This is a genomic window from Hamadaea sp. NPDC050747 (assembly GCF_040654195.1).
Lineage (GTDB): Bacteria > Actinomycetota > Actinomycetes > Mycobacteriales > Micromonosporaceae > Hamadaea.
The window spans coordinates 243,706-268,828 of the sequence record NZ_JBFAHM010000004.1 but is presented as its reverse complement, the minus strand read 5'-3'; the positions used below and the strand labels follow the sequence as shown (position 1 = coordinate 268,828).

At 68.6% G+C, this 25,123-nt stretch carries 26 protein-coding genes; 14 read left to right on the top strand and 12 right to left on the bottom strand.

Translation table 11 applies throughout. From position 1 onward, the window contains the following. The first annotated feature begins 36 nt into the window (after nt 1-36). Together AB0H43_RS10585 and AB0H43_RS10580 are read left to right on the top strand one after the other, a co-directional pair. Nucleotides 37-531 carry a SigE family RNA polymerase sigma factor gene (locus tag AB0H43_RS10585; RefSeq protein ID WP_359999003.1) on the top strand — a complete coding sequence of 165 codons (495 nt, stop codon included), beginning with the start codon at nt 37-39 and terminating at the stop codon, nt 529-531. After that, nucleotides 528-1,886, top strand: a complete 1,359-nt coding sequence (locus AB0H43_RS10580) for a hypothetical protein (protein WP_359999002.1) — start codon at nt 528-530, stop codon at nt 1,884-1,886. Before AB0H43_RS10585 ends, AB0H43_RS10580 begins: the two co-directional genes overlap by 4 nt. On the opposite strand, the gene AB0H43_RS10575 is transcribed toward AB0H43_RS10580, so the two are convergent. Further along, on the bottom strand, nt 1,883-4,303 hold the full coding sequence (locus AB0H43_RS10575; protein WP_359999001.1) for a penicillin-binding protein: 2,421 nt from the start codon (nt 4,301-4,303) through the stop codon (nt 1,883-1,885). The genes AB0H43_RS10580 and AB0H43_RS10575 overlap by 4 nt on opposite strands. 365 nt (nt 4,304-4,668) lie before the next feature. Between AB0H43_RS10575 and AB0H43_RS10570 the strand changes: the two genes are divergently transcribed. The 5 genes from AB0H43_RS10570 to AB0H43_RS10550 all read left to right on the top strand — a co-directional run bounded on the left by AB0H43_RS10570 (nt 4,669) and on the right by AB0H43_RS10550 (nt 7,850). Then, a complete protein-coding gene (locus AB0H43_RS10570; RefSeq protein ID WP_359999000.1) occupies nt 4,669-4,926 on the top strand; it encodes a hypothetical protein in 258 nt (85 codons plus the stop codon). Between the two features lie 75 nt (nt 4,927-5,001). Continuing rightward, entirely contained in the window at nt 5,002-5,226 is a 225-nt protein-coding gene (locus AB0H43_RS10565) for a hypothetical protein (RefSeq protein WP_359998999.1), read from the top strand. A 196-nt stretch (nt 5,227-5,422) separates the two neighbouring features. Continuing rightward, a complete protein-coding gene (locus tag AB0H43_RS10560) occupies nt 5,423-6,397 on the top strand; it encodes a PIN domain-containing protein (RefSeq protein WP_359998998.1) in 975 nt (324 codons plus the stop codon). Nucleotides 6,398-6,581: 184 nt separating this feature from the next. Beyond that, on the top strand, nt 6,582-7,274 hold the full coding sequence (locus AB0H43_RS10555) for a hypothetical protein (RefSeq protein WP_359998997.1): 693 nt from the start codon (nt 6,582-6,584) through the stop codon (nt 7,272-7,274). A 30-nt stretch (nt 7,275-7,304) separates the two neighbouring features. Further along, nucleotides 7,305-7,850 (top strand): hypothetical protein, encoded by a 546-nt coding sequence (locus AB0H43_RS10550; RefSeq protein WP_359998996.1) that lies wholly within the window; start codon nt 7,305-7,307, stop codon nt 7,848-7,850. Nucleotides 7,851-7,918: 68 nt separating this feature from the next. Here the strand turns inward: AB0H43_RS10550 and AB0H43_RS10545 are convergent, their stop codons facing one another. The 6 genes from AB0H43_RS10545 to AB0H43_RS10520 form a co-directional block, all read right to left on the bottom strand. Further along, nucleotides 7,919-9,379 (bottom strand): hypothetical protein, encoded by a 1,461-nt coding sequence (locus tag AB0H43_RS10545; RefSeq protein WP_359998995.1) that lies wholly within the window; start codon nt 9,377-9,379, stop codon nt 7,919-7,921. Nucleotides 9,380-9,633: 254 nt separating this feature from the next. After that, nucleotides 9,634-10,029, bottom strand: a complete 396-nt coding sequence (locus tag AB0H43_RS10540) for a hypothetical protein (protein WP_359998994.1) — start codon at nt 10,027-10,029, stop codon at nt 9,634-9,636. Between the two features lie 331 nt (nt 10,030-10,360). Beyond that, entirely contained in the window at nt 10,361-10,543 is a 183-nt protein-coding gene (locus AB0H43_RS10535) for a hypothetical protein (RefSeq protein ID WP_359998993.1), read from the bottom strand. Continuing rightward, complete coding sequence (locus AB0H43_RS10530; protein WP_359998992.1) at nt 10,540-11,274, bottom strand: hypothetical protein; 735 nt, start codon at nt 11,272-11,274, stop codon at nt 10,540-10,542. Before AB0H43_RS10530 ends, AB0H43_RS10535 begins: the two co-directional genes overlap by 4 nt. Next, the gene (locus AB0H43_RS10525) at nt 11,271-11,585 is read right to left on the bottom strand and encodes a hypothetical protein (RefSeq protein ID WP_359998991.1); all 315 of its coding nucleotides are present in this window, start codon (nt 11,583-11,585) and stop codon (nt 11,271-11,273) included. Before AB0H43_RS10525 ends, AB0H43_RS10530 begins: the two co-directional genes overlap by 4 nt. Further along, the gene (locus AB0H43_RS10520) at nt 11,582-11,863 is read right to left on the bottom strand and encodes a hypothetical protein (RefSeq protein ID WP_359998990.1); all 282 of its coding nucleotides are present in this window, start codon (nt 11,861-11,863) and stop codon (nt 11,582-11,584) included. Before AB0H43_RS10520 ends, AB0H43_RS10525 begins: the two co-directional genes overlap by 4 nt. 157 nt (nt 11,864-12,020) lie before the next feature. On the opposite strand from AB0H43_RS10520, the gene AB0H43_RS10515 reads away from it, so the two are divergent. Beyond that, a complete protein-coding gene (locus AB0H43_RS10515; RefSeq protein WP_359998989.1) occupies nt 12,021-12,479 on the top strand; it encodes a hypothetical protein in 459 nt (152 codons plus the stop codon). Here AB0H43_RS10515 and AB0H43_RS10510 read toward each other — a convergent pair. Together AB0H43_RS10510 and AB0H43_RS10505 are read right to left on the bottom strand one after the other, a co-directional pair. Beyond that, on the bottom strand, nt 12,476-13,408 hold the full coding sequence (locus AB0H43_RS10510) for a tyrosine-type recombinase/integrase (RefSeq protein ID WP_359998988.1): 933 nt from the start codon (nt 13,406-13,408) through the stop codon (nt 12,476-12,478). The genes AB0H43_RS10515 and AB0H43_RS10510 overlap by 4 nt on opposite strands. Before the next feature lie 53 nt (nt 13,409-13,461). Further along, nucleotides 13,462-14,343 (bottom strand): DUF72 domain-containing protein, encoded by an 882-nt coding sequence (locus AB0H43_RS10505; RefSeq protein ID WP_359998987.1) that lies wholly within the window; start codon nt 14,341-14,343, stop codon nt 13,462-13,464. Nucleotides 14,344-14,704: 361 nt separating this feature from the next. Here AB0H43_RS10505 and AB0H43_RS10500 point away from each other — a divergent pair, with 361 nt between their 5' ends. Then, entirely contained in the window at nt 14,705-15,379 is a 675-nt protein-coding gene (locus AB0H43_RS10500) for a response regulator transcription factor (RefSeq protein ID WP_359999328.1), read from the top strand. A 55-nt stretch (nt 15,380-15,434) separates the two neighbouring features. Next, nucleotides 15,435-16,913 (top strand): HAMP domain-containing sensor histidine kinase, encoded by a 1,479-nt coding sequence (locus AB0H43_RS10495; RefSeq protein WP_359999327.1) that lies wholly within the window; start codon nt 15,435-15,437, stop codon nt 16,911-16,913. 78 nt (nt 16,914-16,991) lie between these two features. Here AB0H43_RS10495 and AB0H43_RS10490 read toward each other — a convergent pair whose 3' ends face one another. Together AB0H43_RS10490 and AB0H43_RS10485 are read right to left on the bottom strand one after the other, a co-directional pair. Beyond that, nucleotides 16,992-17,885, bottom strand: a complete 894-nt coding sequence (locus AB0H43_RS10490) for an LLM class flavin-dependent oxidoreductase (protein WP_359998986.1) — start codon at nt 17,883-17,885, stop codon at nt 16,992-16,994. After that, entirely contained in the window at nt 17,885-20,023 is a 2,139-nt protein-coding gene (locus AB0H43_RS10485) for an LLM class flavin-dependent oxidoreductase (protein WP_359998985.1), read from the bottom strand. The genes AB0H43_RS10490 and AB0H43_RS10485 overlap by 1 nt, the downstream gene beginning before the upstream one ends. Before the next feature lie 87 nt (nt 20,024-20,110). Between AB0H43_RS10485 and AB0H43_RS10480 the strand changes: the two genes are divergently transcribed. From AB0H43_RS10480 to AB0H43_RS10470, 3 genes are all read left to right on the top strand, one after another. Then, nucleotides 20,111-20,614: a MarR family winged helix-turn-helix transcriptional regulator gene (locus AB0H43_RS10480; RefSeq protein WP_359998984.1), complete on the top strand. Its 504-nt coding sequence runs from the start codon at nt 20,111-20,113 to the stop codon at nt 20,612-20,614. A 127-nt stretch (nt 20,615-20,741) separates the two neighbouring features. After that, nucleotides 20,742-22,010 (top strand): DUF2314 domain-containing protein, encoded by a 1,269-nt coding sequence (locus AB0H43_RS10475; protein WP_359998983.1) that lies wholly within the window; start codon nt 20,742-20,744, stop codon nt 22,008-22,010. Between the two features lie 55 nt (nt 22,011-22,065). Further along, nucleotides 22,066-22,713 carry a flavin reductase family protein gene (locus tag AB0H43_RS10470; RefSeq protein ID WP_359998982.1) on the top strand — a complete coding sequence of 216 codons (648 nt, stop codon included), beginning with the start codon at nt 22,066-22,068 and terminating at the stop codon, nt 22,711-22,713. Between the two features lie 67 nt (nt 22,714-22,780). Here AB0H43_RS10470 and AB0H43_RS10465 read toward each other — a convergent pair whose 3' ends face one another. Further along, the gene (locus AB0H43_RS10465) at nt 22,781-23,368 is read right to left on the bottom strand and encodes a hypothetical protein (RefSeq protein WP_359998981.1); all 588 of its coding nucleotides are present in this window, start codon (nt 23,366-23,368) and stop codon (nt 22,781-22,783) included. Between the two features lie 28 nt (nt 23,369-23,396). Here AB0H43_RS10465 and AB0H43_RS10460 point away from each other — a divergent pair, with 28 nt between their 5' ends. Continuing rightward, nucleotides 23,397-25,073 (top strand): DUF885 domain-containing protein, encoded by a 1,677-nt coding sequence (locus AB0H43_RS10460; RefSeq protein ID WP_359998980.1) that lies wholly within the window; start codon nt 23,397-23,399, stop codon nt 25,071-25,073. Nucleotides 25,074-25,123: the final 50 nt, after the last annotated feature.

Genomic DNA, 25,123 nt, shown 5'->3' with positions numbered 1-25,123 from the left:
GCCGCGCCCGGCACTTGCCGAAGGGGGAGCACGCCGATGCCGGGTGAGGACGGGTTCCGCGAATTCGTGGAGGCTCGCTACGTCGAGCTGTTGCGGATCGCGTACCTGCTCACCGGCTCGGCGCACGAGGCCGAGGATCTGGTCCAGAACGCGCTGGTCCGCACCATGCGGGCGTGGTCGCGGGTGGAGGAGCCCATGCCCTACGTCCGCCGGGTCATGGTGAATCAGCACATCAGCGTCTGGCGTCGGGTCCGGCGACGGGAGCTGGTGACCGCCTCGCCTCCGGACACGGCGTTCGCCGACACCGCCGACGCTGTCACGCAGCGTCACGCGGTGCGGGACGCGCTGCGGTCGCTGCCGCCGCGTACCCGGGCGGTGGTCGTCCTGCGCTATCTGAGCGACATGTCCGAGGCCGAGGTGGCCGCGGCGCTGGGCTGTTCCCTGGGCAACGTCAAGAGTCACGCCAGCCGCGGACTGGCCCGGCTGCGGGCCGTCCTCGACCCGGTCGATCTGGAAAGGATGCCGCTGTGAGCGTCGACGAGATGGTCGGCCGCGCTCTGCGCGACCTGGCCGACGAAGTCCGCCCGGAACACGACCCGTACGGCCGGATCCGCGTGCGTCACCGCCGGTCACGCCGACGCCGGACCGCCGTCGTCGCGACCACGGTCGCGGGGGCGTTGGCGGTGGCTGGGGCCGTCGCGCCGGGGCGCGCGCCGGAGCCGCCGCCCGCCACCGGCTTCGACGCGGTCCGGGTCTGGGAACAACGGCTCGCGGACACGCCGGTCCGCGGCAAGGTCGCGCTCGCGGACCCAGGTTACGTCGCCGCGGTGGCCCAGCTGGTCGGGGAACGGCGCCGAGCCGGGCTCTACCTCGGCAAATATTCGGTACGCCAAGAGAAGGTGCTGTACGTCGACGACGTCGGCCCGTGGCGCATCGCGATCGTCGCACTGGCGCTGACCGATCCTTCGCCGTCGTCGTGGACCCACGCCTCGGCCACCTTCGTGGCGCCCCGGGGTTCCGACGCCGCGACGCTGACCCGCATGGAGGCGCTGCGTGGTTACGGGGACGGCCTCGAGCCCTTCTATCACGTGGAGCTGTCCGACGTCGGCACGATGACGGCGACGGTGGCGCTGGCCCCGGCGGGCTGCACCGTGTCCTCGGCGGCGTGGCCGGAGCTGAACCGGTGGCAGGCCGAGCCGACCGGCTCCTTCCTGACGCGCGACGCCGCCTCCGCCCGGCCCGAATGGTGGCGGGTGGAGTGTGGCGGGGTGCTGCGCGAGCAGATGCCCGCGCCCTACGACACCGGCGTCCTGTCGGTGACGACCAAGGTGGTCGACCAGGAGATGCTGACGGCCCGGGGCACGCCGGACCGCAGGTACGCCCAGGAGACGCTGACGTCCGTCCGTAACGGCGGTGTGCTGCTCAGCGGTATGCCGCGGCTCGTCTGGGGCGGCCGGGTCGCCTGGCCCGACGGTGAGGCGAAGGGACGCCGGGGGATCACGACGGTGGCGGCGGCGCCGCACGCCTTCGGCGGCTGGTACGGCGAGGTCAGCATCCGCTACGACGACGACCAGCAGGGTCTCGGGAACGGCTTCTTCAGCTCGGAGAACCCCGCCGATCCCCATGCGACAGTCGCCGTGCGGTTCGAGTCGGAGAGCTCCGGCGTACTGGTGATCGCGCCCGAGGGTGCGGTCTCGGTGCGGGCCGTCGTCGGCGACTCCACCGTCGCGGAGGCCCCCGTCGCCGACGACGCGGCGGTGCTGACAGTCGCCGACCCGTCCGCCGTGGCGTACGAGGCGCTGGACCGCGACGGGCGGGTCGTCGGGCGTACGCGGATCGAGGCGCCGCCGGCGGTCGCGGCGACGCCCGGCTGGTCCGCCCTCTAACCGCCGGCGGGCGGCGGGCTCTGTCCGCCGCCCTGACCGTTGCTGACCTGGATGGACACGGTGCTGCCCTTGCTCGTCGAGCCGCTCGGCGACGTCCCGGCGACGGTGCCCTTCGGGCAGGTGGAGTTCACCTCGCGGGACTCGATCGTCACGGTGAAGCCCTTGTTCCGCAGAAGGGTCGTCGCCTCGCTCACCGTCTTGCAGGTGACGCTGGGGATCGACGTCTTCGTCCCGTGCACGATCTTCGTGCTGTCCGGCTTGCCGAACTGCTGCGACGGCTTGCCTTTCATCCCGTCGTGCAGGGTGTCGGCGACCGCCGGGTTGACGACGTCCCGGTGGGCGTCCTTCCCGCCGAGGTTCGCGTCGCTGACCGTGTTGTTCGTCCAGTCCGGATCGGCCACGATGCCCGCCACCGACAGCTGCCGCGTCGTGGCCACCATCGCGGCGGTGCGGTCGTTGTCGGTGGTGCCGGTCTTGCCCGCCACCGGCTTACCGACCATGTCGTGGACGTAGGGCGCGGTGCCGCCGTTGGCGCAGCCGCCGAGCTGCGAACGGTCACCGAGGGGGCAGCGCGCCATGTCGATCGCGGCCCGCGCCACGTCAGTGTCGATCACCTTCTGGCAGCGCGGCTTCGCCGCGTCCAGCTGTACGCCGTTGGCGTCGGTGATCGACTCGACCGGGATCGGCTGGCAGTAGGTGCCGTCGGCGGCCAGCGTCGCGAAGGCGTTGGCCATCTCCATCGGCGTGTTCTGGGTGACGCCGAGGGTGAAGGTGCCCCACGCGTCGGGGTGCGCCGCGAAGTACGCGTCGGTGTTCTGCTGGTTCGGGTCGCCCCGGAAGGTCAGGCCCATCTGCTTGGCCGCCTCGACCGCCTTGGCCGGCCCGACTCGCGCGATGAGCTGCGCGAAGTACGTGTTGACCGAGCGGCCGAACGCCTGCCACATCGTGTGGACGCCGGTCATCGACTGCGACGCGTTCTTCGGGCACCATTTGTCGCCGCAGCTCGCCGGACCCGGCGCGGTGATGAACGGCGACACCCACTGATACGGCGAGTTGATCGTGTAGTCGAGCGGGTAGCCGTTCTCGAGGGCGGCGACCGCCGTGAAGACCTTGAACGTCGAGCCGAACTGGTAGCCGTACTGGTCGCCGCTCATCAGCGGGTTCACCGTGTTCGGGTAGGTGCCGCGGATGTTCTTGGCGGCCTTGGCCGGGTCGGTGGACAGGCCGTTCTTCGGGTTGGCGGCGTCGTCGATCTTGAAGTTCCGGTTGACCGCCATCGACCGGACCTTGCCCGTGCCGGGCTCGACCGCAACCACCATCAGCGCGTGCTTCTTGCCGGTCTTGAGGTACTTCTCGACGTTCGCCTTGGCGGCGTTCTGCGTGGAGACGTCCAGCGAGGAGATGATCTTGTAGCCGCCGGTCTTCAGCGCCCGCTCGCGCTCGTAGGAGTTGGCCCCGAACGCCGGTTCGTTCGTCCACCAGCGCTGCAGGAAGTCGCAGAAGAAGCCGGCGCTGGCGATCGCGGTCGCGGTACATCCGTTCGGCGCGGGCTTGCCGGTGATCTTCAGTTCCTTGGCCTTGGCCTGAGTCGCCTGATCGGCCGTGATCGCGCCGATCTCGTGCATCTGGTCGATGACCCAGTCGCGCCGGCCCTTGCCGTAGGCGGCCGCCTGCTCGTTGACCGAGCCGTCGTCCTGAATCGGGTTGAAGTCGCTCGGCGACTTGACCAGGCCGGCGAGGAAGGCCGCCTCCTCCACGGTCAGGTTCTTCGGCTCCTTGCCGAAGTAGACCTGCGACGCGGCGTAGATGCCGAAGGCGTGGTTGCCGAAGTACGCGATGTTGAGGTAGCCCTCGAGGATTTGGTCCTTGGTCAGCTTCTTCTCGATCGCCAGCGAGTACTTGACCTCCCGCAGCTTCCGTGCCGGCGTGTCCTCGGCCGCGTCGAGCACGTCGTTCGGGTTGTCGGCCGCGTACGTGATCGACAGCCGGACATACTGCATCGTGAGCGTCGACGCGCCCTGCTGAGTCTCCCCGGAGTTCTTGTTCGCCACGAACGCGCGGGCGATGCCCTGCACGTCGACCCCGTTGTGCTCGTAGAACTTGTGGTCCTCGGCGGCGATCATCGCCTGCTGCATCACCTTGGGGATCTGATCCATGCCGATGTCCTGGCGGTTCTCGTCATAGATCGAGGCCAGCAGGGTCCTGCCGTCGCTCGCGTAGATCTTGCTCATCTGCGGCGACCGCTTCACCGTCAGCTCGCTCGGCAGATCGGCGAACGCCTGCGCGCCCGTCTTGGCCGCCAGCCCGGACATCGCGATCGCGGGGAACGCCGCCGCCGCCACCACGACACCCGCGAGCACCCCGCAGATCAGCAGCGACACCACGTTCATGAGGGGATTGCGATCGCCTTTGCGCATAAGGGCACCACCGGGGTCAAAGGGGGAGGGTGATCTGAGCACCTTGACGCAAGATCACTGCGGCGCGTTGCCCGGCCCCAGGCGGGCATGTCGTGGATCACATCATCGACGTCTGTCGAACCCCGGTGGGAACGCCGTCCGCCCCAGCTCAGTCGGTGTCCGTCAGCAGATCGAGGAGCTGCCTCGCATTGCGCTGGGCGTAGTCTGAATAGCAGTTGTCTGTGATCCATTTAGCGGCATGCTCACCTGCGGAAACAGCGCTCAGAACCGAAGCCGATGCACGTGTTTATCGAGACTAACCAACGGGGATGATCATGAATGACATGCCACCTTGCCCACCCTGGTGCGTCACTGAACATGGCCGGGTGCACGAGGACGTGGCGGAGCTACGGGAGTGCGCCGGGGCGGTTGAGCCGATCCCGACCGAGACGGGTGGGTCGATCTGGGCCGAGCCGATTCGCCTGGTCGAGCTGGTGGACCAGCAATCCGGCGTCATCTACGAGCACCCGCCGCAGGTGCGCGTCGGCGACGAGCTGCTGTCCCTCGACGCGGCGCGGCGGCTGGCCGGCCAGCTGGCCGACGCGATCGCGCTGGTTACGTCTGAAGATGTTGCAGCCGGGTAGACCGTACGAGCCCAGGCCGCCAAACGCGGTCGGGGCTTAAGAGGTCTGACCCATCCGCTCGAAAGGAGCATGATCATGGCCCGGCTCACAATCGAATTCCTGGAGCCCACCTGGTGGGCCACCGCCGTCACCGTCCGGATCTTCTACATCAACCCGGCCAACGGCAACGCCGACGTCGTGGACGCGGCCACCGGCGACGTTGAATGGCTCCCGGAGGGCCTGTCGTTCACCGTGCCCAACAGCCGGCCCAATACCTACGTCCCCTGGGCGAAGGTCTCCGGCATCGAGCAGGTGGCGTAGGACGGCATCAGCGCTTTCCGCGCACGGCGATTTGATCACTAACTCAAGCGCCCCGGTTTCCCAGATGGCCGCGGGGCCGCTTGCACGTATCCGACGACCCGAGGGCAAGCTGTGTGGCTCAGCAAACATGGCGCTGAGCGACCCGGGGGCCGAAACCGTTTGAGACACCGCCGTACCGCGGTGCGAACATAGTCCGATGTTCATTGACATGGTCCCGGGGGCCAACCGGGCGAACCTGCTTCAGACGCTCAACGCGATTTCGTCAGACGCACAGAATCTTCGCAATAGAGGGACGTCGGATGGCTCGGGACCGTCGCAGCGTGTCGCTGAGTACGTGGCATGGGCCAACCGGGCCGTGTCGATGCTGACCTATCAGGTAAGCCCGCGAGACATTGACCGTCTAATTTTGACCAGACGTTATGAGCTGCTTCTAGGTGCCGGAGAGCTTCATAGCAAGGCGATCTTGAACCTGTTGTACGCGGAGCTGGATTCCCGAGTCAGGATCCTCGACGATTTGATCTCCGACCTTCAGCGGCAGACCGAACGCTGGCCGGACGACGGGGAACGATTCGTCGCGATGGATACCGGCGTCTTCCTTCACGGCGACAAGATCGAAGAACTAGACCTTCAGCAGATCCTCCACGGAACTCTTGAACCGATCCGGCTACTGATCCCGATGGTAGTCATCGATGAACTGGACCGACTGAAGGAGAAGAACGACGTTCACATCCGGTGGCGAGCCGGATACACGCTGGCGGTCCTGGACCGGATCGTCGCGGACCCCCGCAGACCGGCCAGACTATTCGCGGCTGGCTTCTCCGGCGAAGGTGACAATCGGATTCCACGCGGCGAAGTCACAGTGGAGATCATTTTGGACCGGCCCGGTCATGTCCGCCTGCCCAGCGATGACGACGAGCTGATCGATCGCCTGGCCAGCATCCAGCCACTAGCCCAACGACAGGTCACGTTGATCACCTACGACACAGGGATGCGTCATCGCGCCATCTCCAAGGACCTGAAGGTGATCAAGCTTGATGTGGATCTGGGGCCAGAACCGCCCCCTCCTGGTCAGAGCACCCGAGCCAAGCGCCGTGAGCGCATGGCCATGCAGAATCAGGTGCGCCAGCAGCATGCGATCGAGCACGGTGACACCTCGGCGGTAACGCAGTAGAAGAACTATCGGGTTCAGTCCTTGGGCATGCGCTGCATCGAGATGCAGGGAGCACATCACCGCATGACTTCATCGCCGCCGCCATGCCGCAACAGCTGCCGTGGACAGCCTGCTGACCTTCGACGAAGGCGACCGGTGATGAACCCTAGCGGGGATGGTGGGGGCCGTGCGGCATCATGCCACTATGGAGCCATTTCCAGAAGACAGCGACCGAAAGCAGGGGCTTACAAAATCTGCGGAGATCGCCCTCTCCTTCGTGCCAGCCATAGGCAGCGCCCTACAGGTCGCCCTCAACGATCTCGCCGGTCGGCGATTAGCAGACCGACGCACTCGCTGGCTGAACGATCTCGCCGAGAAAGTCCATGATCTCGAAGACCAGGTCGGCACCTTTGCAGAGCTGATCAGTGAGGATGCGTTCATGGACGCGCTGACCACGGCGGCGCAGATCGCCGATCGCACATCCAGGGTGGAGAAGCTTGAGATCTTGCGCAATGCAGTCGTGAACTCCGTGATGCCGGGCGCGCCCGATCTCGACACGCAACAGCTGTTCTTCGACATGATCGACCGGCTGACGCCTACTCACGTGCGGATGCTGAAGCTGCTCTCCGACCCGCCTGGCTGGTTCGAGAGTCACGGCATCAGCCGACCGAACATCTACGCCGGCCCCAAGGCCGACATCGTCGAAGCTGGTATGCCCGAGCTTGCGGGCCGTCGCGATCTAATCGATCGCTACGCGGGCGCCCTAACGAGCTTTGGTCTGATAAGCCAGTCATTGAGCGGAATGATGACGGAAAACGGGCTGTGGGCATCAGCTATCACTTCGCTCGGCCGCGAGCTTCTGTCGTTCATCGCCGATTCCGGTACCAAGGTGAGCTAGTCAATCCTGGAACAAGATTCGGGAGTTTAGATGGATACGGAAGTTGTGGCCGCAATATGGGGCGCGGCTGTCGGTGGTGGGCTCGCCTTGGCGGGCAGTGCGATTCAGCTGATTTCGAGCAATTTCAGCGCGCGCCGCGCCGAGAAGCACAACCGAAGGCTGGCCTTTGAGCAGCTAAAGCGAGATGCGTACACCGAGGTCCTGACATGGTTTGCTCTCGTAAGAGACACGCTCCGGATCAGCATCAACCTGAAGAAACGTTGGGAAGGTGAAGGTTCCGAGCTTGTACATCGCGCACGTCTGGACGCGCTCACAGAGCTGTACGGAAGCAAGGAATTCCGAGCAACACTGGAGAAGTTTCAACCAGCCATCTTGGTTGTGCTCGGAAACTATGACCGGTGGTGCGACCTTAACGAACGCGAAGTCTCGGCCCGTTCGAAGGACGACGCTGCCGAACTCCAGGAGCTGACCGTCTTGCTGGGCTCTCAAGTGGACGAGCTGGGCGATGTAATCCAGGAAATACGCGCTGTGGCCAGGGAAGAGATTGCCACCGATGCGGGAGCTGCATACGCGTAGCCGCGTCTGACGGCACCGCCCCCTGGGATCTGGCCAGGGGGCGGGTAAATGAGGCAAAGGGCCTCGGTTTAGGCGAAGCTCGGCGTCGCCAGCCCGGTGCCGTTGATCACGGCCGAACCGTTCGCGTACCGCCGGAAGCTGTACGCGAAGTAGCTGTACGCGACGAGGACCACCGCAAGATCCTTCGCCCGCGGCTGGTCGGCCCGGATGAACATGGGCGCGTTCGGGTCCTCCCACAGGTGACACTCGTCGCCGGCCACCACGTAAATGTGGTCCTGCGTCCCGCCGGTGGTCGCCTGCGCCAGACAGGTTGTCGAGACGTTCGCATCCACGATGATCTTCAGCCCGGACGCGGTCACCCCCCGGACGCTTGGCCCGTACTCGTTCGTGAGCTGGAGCCCCCAGGACTGCGGCGGCACGTTCGTGCCGGCGATCACCGGCCACGAGGACGAGATCGCCGCACACAACCAATTCCATCGACGATTATGCATCACCACATGGGACACCGGGGCCTGGCCGAGCAGCACCAGCTCGACGGCGTTCTGCGCCTGGATGACTTGTTTCCACGCGGCTGGGATCGCCGTGGTATCCACGGTGGCGTTGGTGTAGGTCTGCGACGCCGAGATGGCGGCCAGGCCCGTGGTGGCCTGGTTGAGCAGCGTCGAATCCAGGGAGGACGCGTGCGCGCCGAACAGGTCGGCCATGACCGTCTCTTCGATGGACGTGCCGCGTTCGATCGCCTGCCGCGACACGTCCTGGGAGCCGGCGCAGGTCTGCACGTTCTCGGTGATCAAGGTGTCGTCCATGCTCGTGGCGGACACCGTCGTGAACTCCGACGCCTGCAACGCCGCCGACGACCCTGTCGTGATCGCCGAGATGTTCACCGTCATGCCCTCGGCCGGGAGGTCGTGATGCAGACAATTGTCGGCGAACGGCCGACGGGCGCGGGCCTTCGGCGCGTACAACTCCGTCACGTACTGCGGCACCACTAGGCCCGTGAACGCGCCCGTACCAGCGTCACCGGCCGCACGCGTGAAGTACTGCGGGTTCTCGACGCGCTCCTCGTCGTTATGCCGTGCCAAGCGCTGGCTGGCCGAATAGTCGCCCAGCTTCGCGCCGATCACGTCGGACAAGAAGCGTTTGCCCCTCGGGTCGTGGTCAGGCCGGTATGACCGCGCCTCGCCACCGATGCGGGCCACCCGGTCATAGGCCGGCAGGGACGCGCCGGTTGTACGCGGTTCGGCGGAACGGGTCTGCATCGCCCGCGCGTCGCGAACCTCGTCGGTGGCGGCATCCTGCGCCTCGGCGAGATCCCGGCCCAGCCGGTCCGCCTCAGCGCGCGCCTGCTCCTGCTGCCGTTGCAGCGACGCGACGCGGATGTCTTCGGACGCGGTGAGATTCGCGCGGCCCTCCTGGCGGGCCTTGGCGCAGATGTCCTTGATGGTGGCGACGGCATCTTGCTCGCGCCGCCGCGCTCCGGCGCGCTGGGTCTCCAGCGTGCGCAGAAGCTCGGGAAGGGTTGTAGCCATGGAAACACACACACCTTGGGGGATAGACAGATTTAGGTGTGTGTCGAAGCGCAGCCCGGACGCTCGAATCCGCTCGTCTGGCGGTTCGGCTACGGGCGCGCCGTCGGTCATCTGCTCCCGACGCTTGCTCCTGACACGGGGAGGTCACCACCCCCGGGCCGAGGAGGCGTTCATCTGACGCTGCGCGGGGGTCTTCTGCCCCCACCGCGTCGGCCCGGTTCGCGATGCGCTCGGTTCCAGTCTACCGGGGAAGATCAATCTTCTGCTATATCGCCAGGCCGGGCCGTTCCCTGAAGCCCGCGCAGCAGTTCGGCGTCCCAGGCGTCATGGTCGCCGTCGTGCAGGGTCAGCCCAACGCTGTTGATCATCCCCAACGCGGTACCCAGCAGCAGACGGGCGTCGACGTCGGCGAGCAGGTTGGTGATCGCATCGAAGTCGCCAGCCAGGAACGCCCTTGCGGCGGCGATCAACGTCGCATCGGCGTCCTCGGGGATCTTGGCGGGCACCAAGGCGACCGTGAGCAGCGCCAGCGCCATCTCCCGAACCGCCAGACCCTTACGCGCGGACAAGGCGGTCAGCTGCGCGTACAACGGGAACGGCACCTCAAGCGGCAGGTCGATCAGGTCATCGTTCATGTTGTCGTCGGTCATTCGTTCCTCACTTCGTATCGCTTGTTCTCGATGTTCGGTGCAGCATGTCGGGACCGGAGTCCTCCGATCGGTTTGGCCGCAGGAAAATCTGCGGCTCGGTGCTCGGCGGCGGCCCCCAGGCGTTCGCGAAACCTCCGCGAACGAACTGGAGAACGGGGACACGGTGGATCGGGGGGTGTCCGGGTGGCCTGGCTTAAAAAATCTTGGCGCGACCTGACGGCGGCCAGGCGCTCACGCCATTTCGCCTGGTCACCGAGGTATGCGCTTGGCCGCGTTGGGCCGTCAGCGTGGCGCTCAGCGGGCCGGTCGGCTGCCGTCGGCTCCGGCGTAGTCATCGCCGACTCCGGGGCTGGTGGCCGAACACGACCGAGTGCGCCTGGTAGCCAGCCGGGTCGTCGTCGTAACGCGCGCCGCAGCCGTGAGCGGCGCAGGTGCGGATCTCGCCGGTGTGTGACCGGTCGTCGAGCTCGCCATCGAGGACGCAGCTGTGTTCAAGGTCGTGCTGTCCGGTCATGACGAACTCCCGCACATGAAGCAGGAGCCATCGCGGTCGAGATAGACGCGGCAGTCAGGACAGGTCGGCTGGTTTGTCGTGGTCGATGTGTTCTGATCGTTCGCGGCCTCTCGCGCGCGCGGAACCGCGAGATCCGTACGAACAGCAACCATTTCTTCCTCGGGCGCTGGCGGCGGCTTTCTTGCCGCCACGCCGTCCTCTTCCTTACGGAGTAACTCCTCGTACTCCTTAGGGGGACGACGTTCGTCCCCCGTGTCGACGAGGGTCGTCCCCCGTGTCGACGCACTACGTCCACCGTGACCGGACGAGGTTCGTCCACCGTGAGCTGTCCGACGCTGGACGATGTTCGTCCGCTCGGTATCGACGACCGTCTTAAGGTTCAGGACGTAGCGGGTCGTGCTGTTCCGGCCGTCACGGCGCACGGTCGGCCTCCGCACGATGGTTACGGCCCCAATCCTTCTCAGCGGCTCGATTGCGCGCTGAACGGCCTTGAGATCGGCGTTTCGGTCGTTCTGGCTGGTGGGTCGCGGCCGTCCCAGCGCCGACGCGGCGATGTGGTCATGGCCGTACTCGTAGAACGGCGGGTCGTCCTTGTCGCGGGAGTGGGCGGCCATGTGCACCAGCACAATCAGCGAGATCGGGGGTATGCCGCCGTTCCTCTCGCCGAGGTAGACCTTGTCGGAGTAGAGGGTCAGCGCGGCGATGACGTTCTTAGCACCCATCACGGTCACCGCCTCTCGGTCCGCGATGCGTGGATGTGACAGAACGGCTGGCCGGGTCGTGCGGCCTGGGTGCAGGCGTCGCCGGCCCGGGTCATCGCCTGGCACGGGTTGAGGCGGGCACGGATTTCGCGCGGCAGCCGGCCGAGTTGCTCGTGTGCGGGGGTCGCCATGTGGCAGCAGACGTCACCCTCGTGGTGCTCGTGCGCGAGGTCGATCAGCCACGGCCAGAGTTCACCGTTGGGACCCACAGACCAGACGGGGTGGGTGCCACCAAAACAGACGAGGTCTGCGGAGTGGTAGAGGTGATCGGGGTCGGTCATGGCGACTCGCCATTCGCCTTGCGAGCACCCCGAGCCTTCGAGCTAGCCAATGCGAGCCGGACCATGTGCTCGCGGAATCTGACTTCGGCACGGCGGGCCAGCTCGGCTGGCGGAAGGCCGGGGTACTCGGCTTCGACTTCGCGCGTGAACTTCGCGCGCAGCCCAGCATTGGCGCGCAGGCCGGAGGGCTTGGGATCTTCGCGGGACCAGCGGGCGAGCGCCGCCAGGCGGGCGCGCTGCGACCTCTGCTCAGGGGTCATGCTGGTGGATGCGGCCACGGGGACGTCAGCTCCTCGACCCGCATCCGCCGGGATGAGGTTTGCGGCCGGGAGTGACGCCAGAGCCAGCCAGTGACGTGCGCGTCGCGGAAGCGACTTAGGGGGTTCCGCAGACGGGCGATGTGTGAACCTGTCCGACCAGGTTAGCATGGCGTCCATGCGTCGCCAGCAGGCAAAACAGGAGCGGGTCCCCCCGGCCGGAACCAGCGGCGCACGGGTGCGACTGCTCTGTGAGTGCTGCAAGCACCTACTCGACCAGATGACGGGCGGCATCCTGCATCCGTCATTCTTTCGGGCCGTGCCCGACGAGATGCTCCATCTTGACGAGGATGCGGTCGCCGCCGCTCTTTTCGCCGCGCCCCCCGCCGACGTGTCATACGCGGCCGCTTACGAGTGCTTGCAAATGGCTGGATTGACTAGGCTGCTCGCGCGAATTGACGGGGCCGACAGCGTGGGCCAGGTTTGGCGCACGTACGGCTTGCGCCTCGTGTGCAAGCATTGCGGCGCGCAGCACCCGGTGCGGGCGGACAAGTTGAACACCGCCTATTTCGCCGTGGTCTCCCGGCCCGCGCGCGATCGTGTGATCGTGCTGCCCCGCGACGTCAGCGGTCTCTAGAGCCGGTCGCCGAAGCTGAGGCGGCGCTGCGCCTCCCTCGCGCGGCCCTCCGCGTTGCTGCGGCCGTACCGGTCGAGCATCGCCCGGGAGCGCCAGCCGCCCGTCACCATCAGGTCGCCCTCGGAGCCCCCGGCGGCCCGGAACCCGTCCGCCCAGGTGTGTCGGAATTGATGCGGGTAGATGTGACCGATACCGGCGCGCTCGGCCCGGCGCTTCAGCATCGCGTCGATGCCGTCTGGGGTCAGGTTCGCGCGGCCCCGATCGCCCAGCCATAGCTGTGCCAGCGACGCATACGGGTGCCGTCGGCGCTCCCGCAGGTACCGGTCGAGCGCCTGCGCGGCCTTCACGCCGAGGAATACCGTGCGCCGACGGGGCCCCGATCGGTTGGTGCCCTTGCCCTGCACCAGGACGCTACGCTCATGTAGGTCCACGTCATCCACGGTGAGCCCGGCCAGCTCCGCAAGGCGTAGCCCTCCGTCGGCGAATAGGTACACGATCCCGCTGTCCCGGCGGGAGACGAAGTCGCGTCCGGTGCAGGTGGCCAGAAGCGCCCTGATGTCGTCGACCTTGAGCAGCTCAGTCCGGGTGTCATTGGGCGCGGGTGTCTTGACGCCATCGGTCGGGTCGTGGCCGGTCTCCTGCTCCGCCAGCGCCCAACGGAAGAAGTGCCGCACGCCGGCGAACTCGGAGCGGGCGGTGCCGCTGGAGGTGGTCTCGCGGGTGTGCACGATCCAGGCCCGGACGTGCTCGCGGGTGACGTCGGCTGGTCCCGCGGCGGGTTGATGCACGGCCAGCCATGCGGCGAAGTGAGCCAGTGCTCGGCGGTAGCTGCTGAGGGTGTTGGCGGCGTAGCCATCGGCACGCAAAGTCAACTCCCAGGAGTCGCTGAGGAGCGCGAAGTCTGGGTGAGCCGATGGTGCGGCGCTCATGATCGCGATATTATCGGGACTAGGAGCGACATGCAAACCCATTGGTCAGGTGATCAGGACATGTTTTCGCTGGTGAGCAAGTCAATCAGCTGCCTGGCGTTCCTCTGGGCGTAGTCCGAATAACAGTTGTTCATCAGCACATGGGTCTCGCCGGTGGTGTCGGCGAGCTTCTCCAGCTTCGGCGCCCAGTCCTTCAGCTCACGCTCCGAGTAGAGGTAGCCGAACTTCTCGTAGATGTCCCGGCTCGTCCAGCCGTCGCTGTGACCGTGGAAGCGGACGACCGCGCGATCGGCGGTGGCCTCGACGACCGGCGGGATCGAGGTCTTGTGGCCCTGCGGCATGTCGACGCAGACGAACGGCAGATGATGCCGGCGGAGGAAGTCCAGCGTCTCGGCGCGGTTGTCCCCGGCGAACCAGGACGCGTGCCGGAACTCGACCGCGATCGGCAGTGGCCGGCACCGCTGGGCCGCCTCCAGGATGTAGTCCTTGTTCGAGCGCCGGATGGTGAACCACGGCGGGAACTGGAAGAGCAGCACACCCAGCTTGCCCGCGTCGCTCAACGGCTGCAGTGCAGACAGGAACCGTTCCCAGATCTCGTCGGTCGTCTTCGGGTCCAGGTCACGCGGGTACACCGAGGACTTGTCGGTCTCCGGGCGCAGGTCCTTGAAGATCGACGACACCTTCGTGGGGTGTCCGGTGAGCAAACTGAACGCCTTGACGTTGAAGGTGAACCCGGCTGGAGTCCGGTCGGCCCACAGCTTCACGGTCTGCTCGGCGGGCGGGGAGTAATAGGTGGCGTCGACCTCGACGAGCGGGAACTGCCGGGCGTAGTACGCCAGGCGCTTCTCCGCGGTGTCGGCCGTCGGCGGATACCACCCGGAGGCGAGCAGGGTCTTGTCGGTCCACGAGGCGGTGCCGACCCGGATGCCGCCCATGCGCCCAGGCTACCGGCGCCGAAGGTCCGCCGCTCGATCATTGCGCCAGCCAAGCTGCATTCTCCGGCATTTCGCCTCCGGAAACAGCATGTCTGCCGCAACGATCTCGCGAGCACCGGCCGCCAGCGGCATTCAGCGGTCCCGAGCTAGGCGTGACGTGTGAGCCGGAAGGTTGCCGGCAAGTACAGGGAACACACAGCGAACGAAAAGCGGGCCTCTAGCGATCACCCGCATCATCGAGGGCATGACGGTGAATCCAGCCTCGGTGAACTCAGCCACGGTGACGTCGGTGACAGTGGCTTCGGCGGCCGGCTCGGCCAAGCGAGGGCAACTGCGGCGAGCCGACGGCAGTCCCGTCCGGATGCTCGTGGTGGACGACGAGCCCACCCTGGCCGAGCTGCTCTCGATGGCGCTGCGCTACGAGGGCTGGGAGGTACGCAGCGCCGCCGACGGCGGCAGCGCGGTGCGTACGGCCCGGGAGTTCCGGCCGGACGCCGTCGTCCTCGACATGATGCTGCCCGACTTCGACGGCCTGCAGGTGCTGCGTAAGCTGCGCGCCGACGCCCCGGAGGTGCCCGTGCTCTTCCTGACGGCCAAGGACTCGGTGGAGGATCGGGTGGCCGGGCTCACCGCCGGCGGTGACGACTACGTCACCAAGCCGTTCAGCGTCGAGGAACTCGTCGCCCGCCTCCGCGCCCTCGTACGCCGTTCGGTGCGCGCCGAGTCCCAGTCGGAGTCGATGCTGGTCGTCGGCGACCTCGTGCTCGAAGAGGACAGCCGGGAGGTTCGCCGCGGCGGCCACACGATCGAGCTGACCGCGACCGAGTTCGAACTTTTGCGCTACCTCATGCGCAATCCGCGCCGGGTGCTGTCCAAGCGGCAGATCCTCGACCGCGTCTGGAACTACGACTTCGGCGGCCAGGCCAACGTGGTCGAGCTGTACATCTCCTACCTGCGCAAGAAGATCGACGCCGGGCGGGTGCCGATGATCCACACGATGCGTGGTGCCGGGTATGTCCTCAAGCCGGCCGCGTAGGAGGCTGCTCCCGCGCCCGTCGGCCTGGACGTTGCGCGCCCGGCTGGTGGCGGCGATGACGACGCTGCTGGCTCTGGCGTTCCTCGCCGTGGGCATCACGACCGTCGTCGCCCTGACCAAGACGCTCAACGGTCAGATCGACAAGCAGCTGACCGCGGCGGCGACCCGGGCGCCGAAGGGCTACGACAACCACAAACCGAAGCCCGCCGCCGATTCTTCCGGCCAGGGCTGCTCGGGCCAGCCGGACCAGGACAACTGGGTGCTCGGGCAGAGCATCGGGACGCTCAACGCGCGCCTCTGCGACGGCCAGGTCACCTCGGCGTCCGTCCTGTCGGAGCAGGGCCAGACGTCGCCCGACCTCAGCGACGCGTACGCGAATCTGCTGGCGGTCCCGGTGGACGGCCGGGCGCACACCATCGAGCTGTGCGACCAGGGGGCGTACCGGGTCGTCGCGCGCCAGCTGGACGACGGGGCGGTCTTGATCACCGGGCTGCCGCTGGAGGAGACCCAGGAGACGGTGCTGTTACTGACGATCGTCGTCGGCGCCGCGACCGTGCTCGTGCTCGGCTCGGTGGCGATCGGCGGAACGGTGATCGTCCGCCGAGCACTCCGTCCACTGTCGAGAGTGGCCGCCACCGCCACCCGCGTCTCCCAGGTACGCCTCGATCGCGGCGAGGTCGAGCTGCCACAACGGGTCGACGAGCGGGACACCGATCCGCGTACGGAGGTCGGCCAGGTCGGCGCGGCGCTGAACCGGATGCTCGACCACGTCGGTGAGGCGCTCGAAGCCCGCCACGCCAGCGAGACCCAGGTACGCCAATTCGTCGCCGACGCCAGTCACGAACTGCGTACGCCGCTGGCCTCCATCCGCGGGTACGCCGAACTCAGCCGCCGCCACGACCTCCCCGACGACGTCGCGCACCTGCTGGGCCGGATGGAGTCGGAGGCGCACCGCATGAGCGGCCTGGTCGAGGACCTGCTGCTGCTCGCCCGCCTCGACGCCGGACGCCCGCTGGAGTATCAGCCGGTCGACCTGTCCTCGCTCGTGGTGGACGCGGTCAGCGACGCGCACGCCGCCGGTCCCCGGCACGGGTGGCGGCTCGACGTCGCCGAGGAACCCGTCGTCGTCACCGGCGACCGGGCGCGCCTGCATCAAGTCGTCGCGAACCTCCTGGCCAACGCGCGTACGCACACCCCGGAGGGGACCGTCGTCACCGTCACGGTGGCGCCCTCGGGTCACGAGGCCGAGCTGAGCGTCTCCGACGCCGGTCCCGGCATCCCGCCTGAGCTGCTGCCGCACATCTTCGAACGGTTCGCCCGCGGCGACGGCTCGCGGTCGCGTACCGCCGGGAGCACCGGGCTGGGCCTCGCCATCGTGCAGGCCGTCGTCACGGCACACCGGGGGAGCGTCTCGGTGGCCAGCGAACCGGGCCGGACGACGTTCACCGTCCGCCTTCCACTCTCGGCCGGCCCTTCAGCACTGGATCAGGGTTCCCGGTCGAATCATGGCCCAAGATTCGACCGGGAACCCTGATCCAGCGCCAAACGTGACGGGGCGGAAGCGCGCAACGCGACGCGGGCGGAAGCGCCCGACGTGACGCGAGCGGACGGGTCAGCGGGCGGCGGCGACGAGCTCGCGAGTCGCCGGCGCGACCTCGGCCGCGTACAGCTCGATCGTGGCGGCGTCGTCGGTGGCCAGGATGAAGGTGCTCACGCCGTACTCCAGGGTCAGCCCGGCGAGGTCTTCGGCCCACTGATCCGGCGGCCCGTTGAGGAAGCCGTTGGACCGGGCGGAGAACTGCCCGCCGACGTTCAGGAGCCGCCGGATGGCCTTCAGTGAACGCCCGGCGGCGGTCGCCGCGTCGTCGATCACCGCGTTGAGCGAGGCCAGCTCGGCCGGGCCGCCCGGCAGGTAGCCCAGCGACGGCAGCCAGCCGTCGGCCTTCCGCCCGATCAGGCGCAGCATGCGCGGCTTGTACGCGCCCAGCCAGATCGGAATGTCGTGCGCCGGGGCGGGACCGCGCTTCGCTCCGCGTACCTGATAGAACTCGCCGTCGACGCGTACGCCGCCCCGCTCGGCCGGGTTCCAGATCTCGCGGAAGATGGTGATCGCCTCTTCGAGGGCCTGGACGGACTGTCCGGGGGTCAGCCGACGCCCGCCCATCGCCTCGATCGCGTCCCAGAACCCGCCCGCGCCGATGCCCAGCTCGAACCGGCCGCCCGAGAGCAGATCCAGGGAGGCGGCGGCCCGGGCGAGGACGGCGGGCTGCCGCAGCGGCAGGTTCAGGACGTTGCCGCTGACATGCACCCGCGACGTACGCGACGCGGCGTAGCTCAACAGCGTCCAGGTGTCGTGGAAGCGCGGCTGGTACGGGTGGTCCTGAAAGGTCACCAGGTCGAGCCCGGCCCGGTCGGCGGCGACGGCCAGCTCGACGGCGTGCTGCGCGGGGTGGGCGGCCGGGGTGACGAACACCCCGAACTGCAGGTCGTGTCCGTAGTCGGTCATCAGTGGTCCCCGAGGTAGAAGTTGTCGCGGAAGAGACCGTCCGGGTCGTAGCGGCGCTTGAGCTCGCGTAGCCGGGCCAGATGCTCCGGCGGCCACGCGTCACGCAGCCGTTCCGGTCGCCGGTCGGTGTCGAAGCTGAGGTAACTGCCCGAGAAATGCGGCTGCAGCAGGCGATCCCAGAGTTCGTCGAGCCGCCGCTGACTGCCGCCGAGCGCGGTCACCGAGAAGTTCGCCGAGCGATTCGCGTACGCCGTCGCCATGGGGTCGACGTCGGCGACCGCGCCGCCGACCGAGCGGAGCTGGAAGAAGTGGACTGCGCCGCTGCGCAGCAGTTCCTCGGCGGCGGCGCCGAACTCCGGCGTCAGGTGCTCGATCAGCCCGGATCGCGCCGCCGGCTCACCCTGGCCGTCGTGGTCCGCCCCGCTCGCGTTCGCCATGATCCCCGCGTACGGGGTGAGGACGACGCGCTGGTCGAGCAGCGGAGCGACGGACGCCACCGGTTCCAGCTGCGACACGATCGTCTCGGGGTCGTCGCTGTCCACGACGGCCAGGATCGTCGCGTACGCCCCCGGCCGGGGCCGGCCCATGATGAGCGAAGCCGTCAGGTCGCGGGGTGCGGCCTCCACGGCCGCGCCGAACCGTTCGAGCAGCCCGGCCGGATCGCTCCCGTCCACGGCCAGCTGAGCGAACCCGACGTCGCCGACCTCGTCGACGTCGAACTCGAAGTCCGTCACGATCCCGAAGTTGGCGCCGGCTCCCCGGATCGCCCAGAACAGATCGGCGTCGTGCGCCGCGTCAACGCGTACGACTTGGCCTGAAGCGAGCACGACCTCCGCGGACCGCAAGTGATCGAGGGTGAGCCCGTGCTTGCGCGCGAGCCAGCCGACGCCGCCCGCGGTGGCCAGGCCGCCGACGCCGACGCCGCCGTAATCGCCCGAGGTGAGCGCCCACCCGTGGGGCGCGAGCGTCTGGGCGATGTCGGCCCAGCGTGCGCCCGGGCCGACGCGGATCCGGCGGTCGCCGACGATCTCGACGTGGTCGAGCCGCGCGACGCTGAGCACGATGCCACCGTCGTTGGTGGACCGTCCGCTGATGCCGTGCCCGGCGCTGCGGATGCCGAGCGGAAGGTCGCGATGGCGGCGCGCGAACGCCAGCGCCTCGACCACGTCGGCGGTCGTCCGGGGTCGCAGCACGATCCCGGGACTCCCGCCGCGCAGGTAGGTCGACTTCAGGCGGGGAAAGTCGATGTCGCCGGGCTCGACCGCCTCCGCCGACGCCGGTACCCCGTCGTAGTCGATTCCCTCGCGCCGTTTCGCCCGCGCCCAGCTCGGCCGGGTGGGCCGGCGGTTCGTCTCGCGCAGCACCGGCATGATCTCCCGGGCGAACCGCTCCATCTCGGACACTTCGTCGGTGTAGAGGATGAGGGTGTCCGCTTCCAGGGTTCGCAGCACCGCCAGCGGAACGTCGGGCGTGACGTTCACGATGCGGCGGATGTCCGACGGATCCCGGCCCGCCGCGATCGCGGCCTCGTCGATCAGCTTGTTGCCCGCCCGGAGGCCGTCCGGGGTCACCCGGCCCAGGCTCGGCAGCCAGCCGTCCGCCTTGCGGCCGATCAGGCGCAGCATCCGGGGGCCGAGCGCGCCCAGCCAAAGGGGGATGTGGTGGGCCGGCAGCGGACCCCGTTGCGCGTTCGGCACCCGGTAATGCGTGCCGTGATAGCGGAACGGCGTCGGATCTCCAGCGTCGTGAAGACCACGGATGATGTCGATCGCCTCGTCGGTGGCCTCGACCGCCTCGCGCGGCTCCCGCCGGGGACCGCCCATCGCCTCGATCGCGTCCCAGAAGCCGCCCGCGCCCAGGGCCAGCTCCAGCCGCCCGCCGGACAGCAGGTCGAGGCTCGCCGCGCTGCGCGCCAGCACCGCCGGTTCGCGCAACGGCAGATTCAGCACGTTGCCCGCGAGGCGGATGCGCTCGGTCTGCCCGGCGACCCAGGCCAGCAGCGTCCAGGTGTCGTGGAACCGGGGCTGATACGGATGGTCTTGGAAGGTGACCAGGTCGAAGCCCAGCTCCTCGCTCCGCCGAGCCAACCCGACCGGGTCGCCCCCGTTGGCCGGGGTTATCGACGTGCCGAACTCCATGTGTCCTCCCCGATACGTGTTGCCGAGCAGATCGTATGTCGCGCAGATGATAGGTGCAACCGCGCTTCGGCGGGTATGCTTCCCGTCATGGATCGGGAGCACGACGACTTCGGGTGGGGCCTGGGCGTGCTGCTGCGGGCGTACCAGAGCACGGTCGTCACCGAACTGGGCGACTTCCCCCACGGCCCGCGCGGCTACCAGACGCTCACGGAGGTCGTCCGGGGCGAGCACCCGAGCCAGCTCGCGCTCGCGGCGTACCTGGGCATCGACCGGACCGTGATGACCTACCTCATCGACGACCTGGTCACCGCCGGGCTCGTCGAGCGGCAGCTCAACCCGGCCGACCGCCGCCAGCGCAAGGTGGTCGCCACGGCGGCGGGCCGTCGCGCCCTCAAAGACCTCCAGAAACGGGTACGCACAGCGGAGGACACGGTGCTCGGCACGTTGTCGCCGGCCGAACGGGACGCGTTCCGCGCCCTGCTGCGGCGGGTCGCCTGCGCCGTGCGCGACATCGACGCCGTCACCGACCCGTGCGACGTCGTCGTGTCGGCGCTCGCCTCCCCGCCCGAACCCCTTTCCGCGCGATCATGAACTAACGGTCGTGATCGACCGGCGAGCCGTGTCCCCGGAGCACTGATCGTTCCGCGGCGGCATGATCGACTGCGCCGCACCTCGCGTCGTACTAGCCGGGAGCCCCGATCTTGGGCACGATGGCTGAGTGGCTGATTCCGACGACGTGGTGACCCTCAGCGTTCCCGAGATGGTCCAGGCGACCTACGTCGTGACGACGTCCTCGCCGCCCGACGACATCGACGTGGCGGCCGCGCAGGCCGCGTTACGGCTGCCGGAGCCCCTGCGCTCGGGCGCCCTGCAGATGCTGGCCGGGCCGCTGCTGACGCTGGAGGTCTGGCCGGTCGAGGAAGCGCCGCCGCTGCCGCTGGACTATCTGCGGATGTTCGGCGCCACCCCGGCCGAGCTGGGGGTCGCCTCCACCGCCACCCATGTCGTGATCTGCCAGGCGGCGTTCCGGCCGGGGTGGCCGCCCGCGCACGAGTGGCACGCCCGTGGCGTCGCCGCCGCACTCGCCCAGGACCTCCCCGGTACGCTCATCGACGCGTTCATGCCGCAGATCCTGAATCCGCGGCAGGCCCTGGAGACGCTGCCGGACGAAGAGGGCCGGGTGACGCTGACCCGCTGGGTGCTCGTACCGCAGTCGCCGGACGACCGCGGGATCTGGATGACCACCAAGGGACTCGATCGCTACGGGCTGCCGGAGCTTCAGGTGCTCGACGTGCCGCCGACGCTGGCCGGGCCGTGGACCGCAGCGCTCAGCGGCGCCGCCGTCGTCCTGCTCCGGCACTGGTCGCGGGCGGTCGACGAGACGGACGACCCGGCGTTCGTCAGCGTTCCCCGCATCCTGACCGTCACCAGTGCCGACGTCGCGGAGGCGTACGGGGATCACACGGGCGGCGATCCGACGGCGACGGTGCAACTGCCACTGCGCCTCGACCCGCCGGACCAGTTCGACGAGCAGACGTTCCTGACGGTCGTCCCGCCGGACGACTTCCCGGCCTCGTCCGGCGAATTCCTCGCGCAGATCTGCGCGGCGTTGTTCGACACGCCGTCGACCAGCGTCCTGCGGTCGCAGCACAGCGACGAGATGGAGACGGCCATCGCGACCGCTCGGGCCGCGCTTCCGTCGGCCCGCACACGCTTCCTCGCCGGCGAGATCGAGCCGCCCGCGCATTTGCTGGTGAAACACCACCTGCACACCAAGGACGCCGACGAGTTCGTCTGGTCGACGGTGACCTCGTGGACCGATCCCGACCGCCTGCACGGCGTGAGCATGTCCGACGCCGAGACCGATCCGACCGTCCGGGCCGGGCGACCGGCGTTCGTCGAGGTCGCCGACATCGTGGACTGGGGCATCTGGATCGACGGCGACGGCATCATCGAGGGCGGCTGGACCAACCGCCTGCTCCAATGATCGTGACGGCCGATTCCCGCCAGCACCTGGCGTCGTACCAGGCCACGATCGTGATGTGCATCAGACAACCGACCTCAAGGTCCTCTACTTCGGCACCCCTGTCGTCATGATCAGCTCGCGCAATCCGGACGGGACCACCAATCTCGCGCCGATGTCCTCGGCGTGGTGGCTCGGTCAGGAGTGCGTACTCGGGCTGGGGAACTCCTCCCAGACCGCCGCCAACCTCCGCCGCGAGGGCGAATGTGTGCTCAACCTCGTACCCTCCACATTGGTCGCCGCGGTCGACCGGCTCGCGCTCACGACCGGCCGCGCCGACGTCCCGGCCCACAAGGCGACCATGGGCTACCACCACGTCGCCGATAAGTTCCAGGCCGCGGGCCTCACTCCCCAGAAGTCCCAGCTGGTACGCCCCCGGCGCGTCCAGGAGTGCCCGATCCAGTTGGAGTGCACCGTGACGGCGGCCCATCCGTTGAGCGACCTGAGCGCGACCGCGTTTCACGCCAAGGTGCTCCGGGCGTACGTCCACGAGCAGGTGGGCATCCCGGGTACGGCATACGTCGACCCTGTCGCCTGGGATCCGCTGATCATGAAGTTCTGCGAGTTCTTCGGCGGTGGGGAGAACCTCGCCGAGTCCCGCCTCGCCGACGCCTGGCAGATGCCGCACACCGCATCGCTTGATCATCGCGTCAGCCATGCTGTTTGAGCGGACATTTCGCCGCGCGAAGCAGCATGGCTGACGCGATGATCACCCCCAGACGTAAGCGGCGCGGTCAGAACAGGTCGGGCTGTTCGGCGTCGGCCAGGTCGGTGGAGCTGTGCGACGGCACCGGCAGGTCGGGCCGCCGCGAGTGCAGCCCCCGGTTCGAGGTCACCGGGACGGCGACGAGGCGTACGGGGTCGGGCGGGGCGGCGATGGCGCGGCTGCTCCAGCGGACCCAGATCGCGACACGCCCGGCGGCGGACTCTTCGAGCAGTTTGTCCACGGTGCGTCGCCGGTCGGTGTGGTCGACCTCGATGACGACGGGACGGCCGTCGGGACGGGCGAAGGCGACGTCGACATAGGAATGCTGCTTGTCCATGGGCGGCGGCAGCTTCGCGACGCTGGCCGCCCTCCGGTAGACCCGCCAGCCGCGATCGCGGCCCCACGCGACGATCTCGTCCAGCATCAGCTGAGAGACCTCGTCGGCGGAGCGGCCGGCGAAGGTCAGCGCGGTGAGCCGCTCAGCGAGCGACGCCACCAGCACGTCGGCCTCGGCGTCGGCCCCAGCGCCGAGCGAGGCGCCAGACGACGCGTCGGGCGAGGCGCCAGAGAACGCGGAGGGCGGGCCGTTGGACGAGGCGTCAGCGGTCGGTTGCACGACTCCAAGGCTAATAGGCTGCTGAACCATGGACACGACACAGGACGCGCGTCTCGCCGCACTGGGCGACGAGTACTTCCGGGCGAGGAACGAGCACGACCCGTTCGGCGCCACGGTGTTCGGGGTGACGGGCTACGACGCCGAGGTGCCCGACCCGAGCCGGGCGGCCGCCGACCGGGCCGCGAACCGGCTCGGCGGCATCGCCGCGAAGGTCGCCGAGATCGACCCGGCCACGCTGGGGGAGACCGACCGGGTCAGCCACGCCTGGCTCACCCGGGTGCTCGCCGACGAGCAGGAGGTGCTCCGGGGCGGGCTGGACGAGGTCGCCGTCAACGCGAGCATCGCCGGAGTGGTGCCGCTGCTGGTCGGCACGATCCCGACCGCGTCGGTGGCCGACCCGGCCGGTGCGGAGGCGTACCTGGCGCGCCTGGAGAGACTCGGCGGCTTCCTGGACGCCCTCGGCCACCGGCACGTCGAAGCGCTCGCCGATGGGCGTACTCCCACGAGACTGGGCGTCGAGCAGGCGGTCGCGCAGCTGGATGCGTACTTGTCGAGCGACCTGGAGAGCGACCCGCTGATCAGCCCGCGGCCGGGCGCGGACGTGGACGGCACGCGCTGGCTGGCCCGCGCGGAGGACCTGGTCCGCGGCACGGTGCGGCCCGCTTTGACCCGCTACCGCGAGCTGCTCGCGGACCGTCTGCTGCCGGCGGGCCGCGGCGACGACGAGGTCGGCGTGGGCGGGCTGCCCGGCGGCGAGGCCGCCTACCTCGGCCTGGTCCGCGCGCACACCACCACGGAGCTCACCCCGGCCGAGATTCATGAGACAGGGGTACGCCTGGTGGCGCGACTGCGTGAGGAGTTCTCCGAACGGGGCGCCAAAGTGCTCGGCACGAGCGACCCGGACGAGGTGATCGCCCGGCTGCGCGACGATCCGGCGCTGCGCTTCGAGACCAGTGCGCAGATCGTCGACACCGTCACCGGCGCGCTCCGCCGGGCCGAGGAGGCGCTGCCGGACTGGTTCCGCGACTACTCTCTGGCCCCCTGCGTGGTACGCGAGATGGACGCGGCCGAGGCGGAGAACTCCGTGCTCGGCTACTACCAGCCGCCGACCGGCGACGGGACGCGGCCGGGCGCGCACGTCATCAACACGCTGCACCCCCAGACCCGTACGCGGTTCGAGTACGAGGCGCTGGCATTCCACGAGAGCGTGCCCGGCCACCATTTGCAGATCGCGCTGGCGCAGGCGCAGCGGGAGCTGCCCGAGTTCCGCCGGTACACCTACATCACCGCGCACGGGGAAGGCTGGGGCCTGTACGCCGAGCGCCTGTCGGATCGCATGGGCCTCTACAGCGACGACACGACCCGGCTCGGCATGGTCTCGTTCGACGCCTGGCGGGCCTGCCGCCTCGTCGTCGACACCGGTATGCACCAGTTCGGCTGGTCGCGGCAGCGCGCCATCGACTACATGCGCGACAACACGGCGCTGTCGATGAGCAACATCACCAACGAGGTCGACCGGTACATCGCCGTGCCGGGGCAGGCGCTGGCGTACATGATCGGGAAGCTGCGCATCGAGGAACTGGGGGAGCGGATGCGGGCGGCCCGTGGCGCGAGCTTCGACATCCGCGACTTCCACCACGCCGTGCTGGGACACGGGCCACTGCCGCTGTCCACACTGGAGGAGGTCGTGACGCTCGGCTCGTGAAGGCTCAACGCTGGCGGACATTGACAGCGTTAAAGTCTTTCATCAAGATG

What these genes read in the sequence shown, in the direction of transcription:
- AB0H43_RS10515 (WP_359998989.1), top strand. Translation starts at nt 12,021, where the DNA reads ATGCGTCGCCAGCAGGCAAAACAGGAGCGGGTCCCCCCGGCCGGAACC.
- AB0H43_RS10535 (WP_359998993.1), bottom strand. Translation starts at nt 10,543, where the DNA reads ATGACCGGACAGCACGACCTTGAACACAGCTGCGTCCTCGATGGCGAG.
- AB0H43_RS10495 (WP_359999327.1), top strand. Translation starts at nt 15,435, where the DNA reads ATGACGACGCTGCTGGCTCTGGCGTTCCTCGCCGTGGGCATCACGACC.
- AB0H43_RS10480 (WP_359998984.1), top strand. Translation starts at nt 20,111, where the DNA reads ATGGATCGGGAGCACGACGACTTCGGGTGGGGCCTGGGCGTGCTGCTG.
- AB0H43_RS10505 (WP_359998987.1), bottom strand. Translation starts at nt 14,343, where the DNA reads ATGGGCGGCATCCGGGTCGGCACCGCCTCGTGGACCGACAAGACCCTG.
- AB0H43_RS10555 (WP_359998997.1), top strand. Translation starts at nt 6,582, where the DNA reads ATGGAGCCATTTCCAGAAGACAGCGACCGAAAGCAGGGGCTTACAAAA.
- AB0H43_RS10490 (WP_359998986.1), bottom strand. Translation starts at nt 17,885, where the DNA reads ATGACCGACTACGGACACGACCTGCAGTTCGGGGTGTTCGTCACCCCG.
- AB0H43_RS10540 (WP_359998994.1), bottom strand. Translation starts at nt 10,029, where the DNA reads ATGACCGACGACAACATGAACGATGACCTGATCGACCTGCCGCTTGAG.
- AB0H43_RS10560 (WP_359998998.1), top strand. Translation starts at nt 5,423, where the DNA reads ATGTTCATTGACATGGTCCCGGGGGCCAACCGGGCGAACCTGCTTCAG.
- AB0H43_RS10575 (WP_359999001.1), bottom strand. Translation starts at nt 4,303, where the DNA reads ATGCGCAAAGGCGATCGCAATCCCCTCATGAACGTGGTGTCGCTGCTG.
- AB0H43_RS10565 (WP_359998999.1), top strand. Translation starts at nt 5,002, where the DNA reads ATGGCCCGGCTCACAATCGAATTCCTGGAGCCCACCTGGTGGGCCACC.
- AB0H43_RS10545 (WP_359998995.1), bottom strand. Translation starts at nt 9,379, where the DNA reads ATGGCTACAACCCTTCCCGAGCTTCTGCGCACGCTGGAGACCCAGCGC.
- AB0H43_RS10460 (WP_359998980.1), top strand. Translation starts at nt 23,397, where the DNA reads ATGGACACGACACAGGACGCGCGTCTCGCCGCACTGGGCGACGAGTAC.
- AB0H43_RS10500 (WP_359999328.1), top strand. Translation starts at nt 14,705, where the DNA reads ATGCTCGTGGTGGACGACGAGCCCACCCTGGCCGAGCTGCTCTCGATG.
- AB0H43_RS10510 (WP_359998988.1), bottom strand. Translation starts at nt 13,408, where the DNA reads ATGAGCGCCGCACCATCGGCTCACCCAGACTTCGCGCTCCTCAGCGAC.
- AB0H43_RS10585 (WP_359999003.1), top strand. Translation starts at nt 37, where the DNA reads ATGCCGGGTGAGGACGGGTTCCGCGAATTCGTGGAGGCTCGCTACGTC.
- AB0H43_RS10525 (WP_359998991.1), bottom strand. Translation starts at nt 11,585, where the DNA reads ATGACCGACCCCGATCACCTCTACCACTCCGCAGACCTCGTCTGTTTT.
- AB0H43_RS10485 (WP_359998985.1), bottom strand. Translation starts at nt 20,023, where the DNA reads ATGGAGTTCGGCACGTCGATAACCCCGGCCAACGGGGGCGACCCGGTC.
- AB0H43_RS10550 (WP_359998996.1), top strand. Translation starts at nt 7,305, where the DNA reads ATGGATACGGAAGTTGTGGCCGCAATATGGGGCGCGGCTGTCGGTGGT.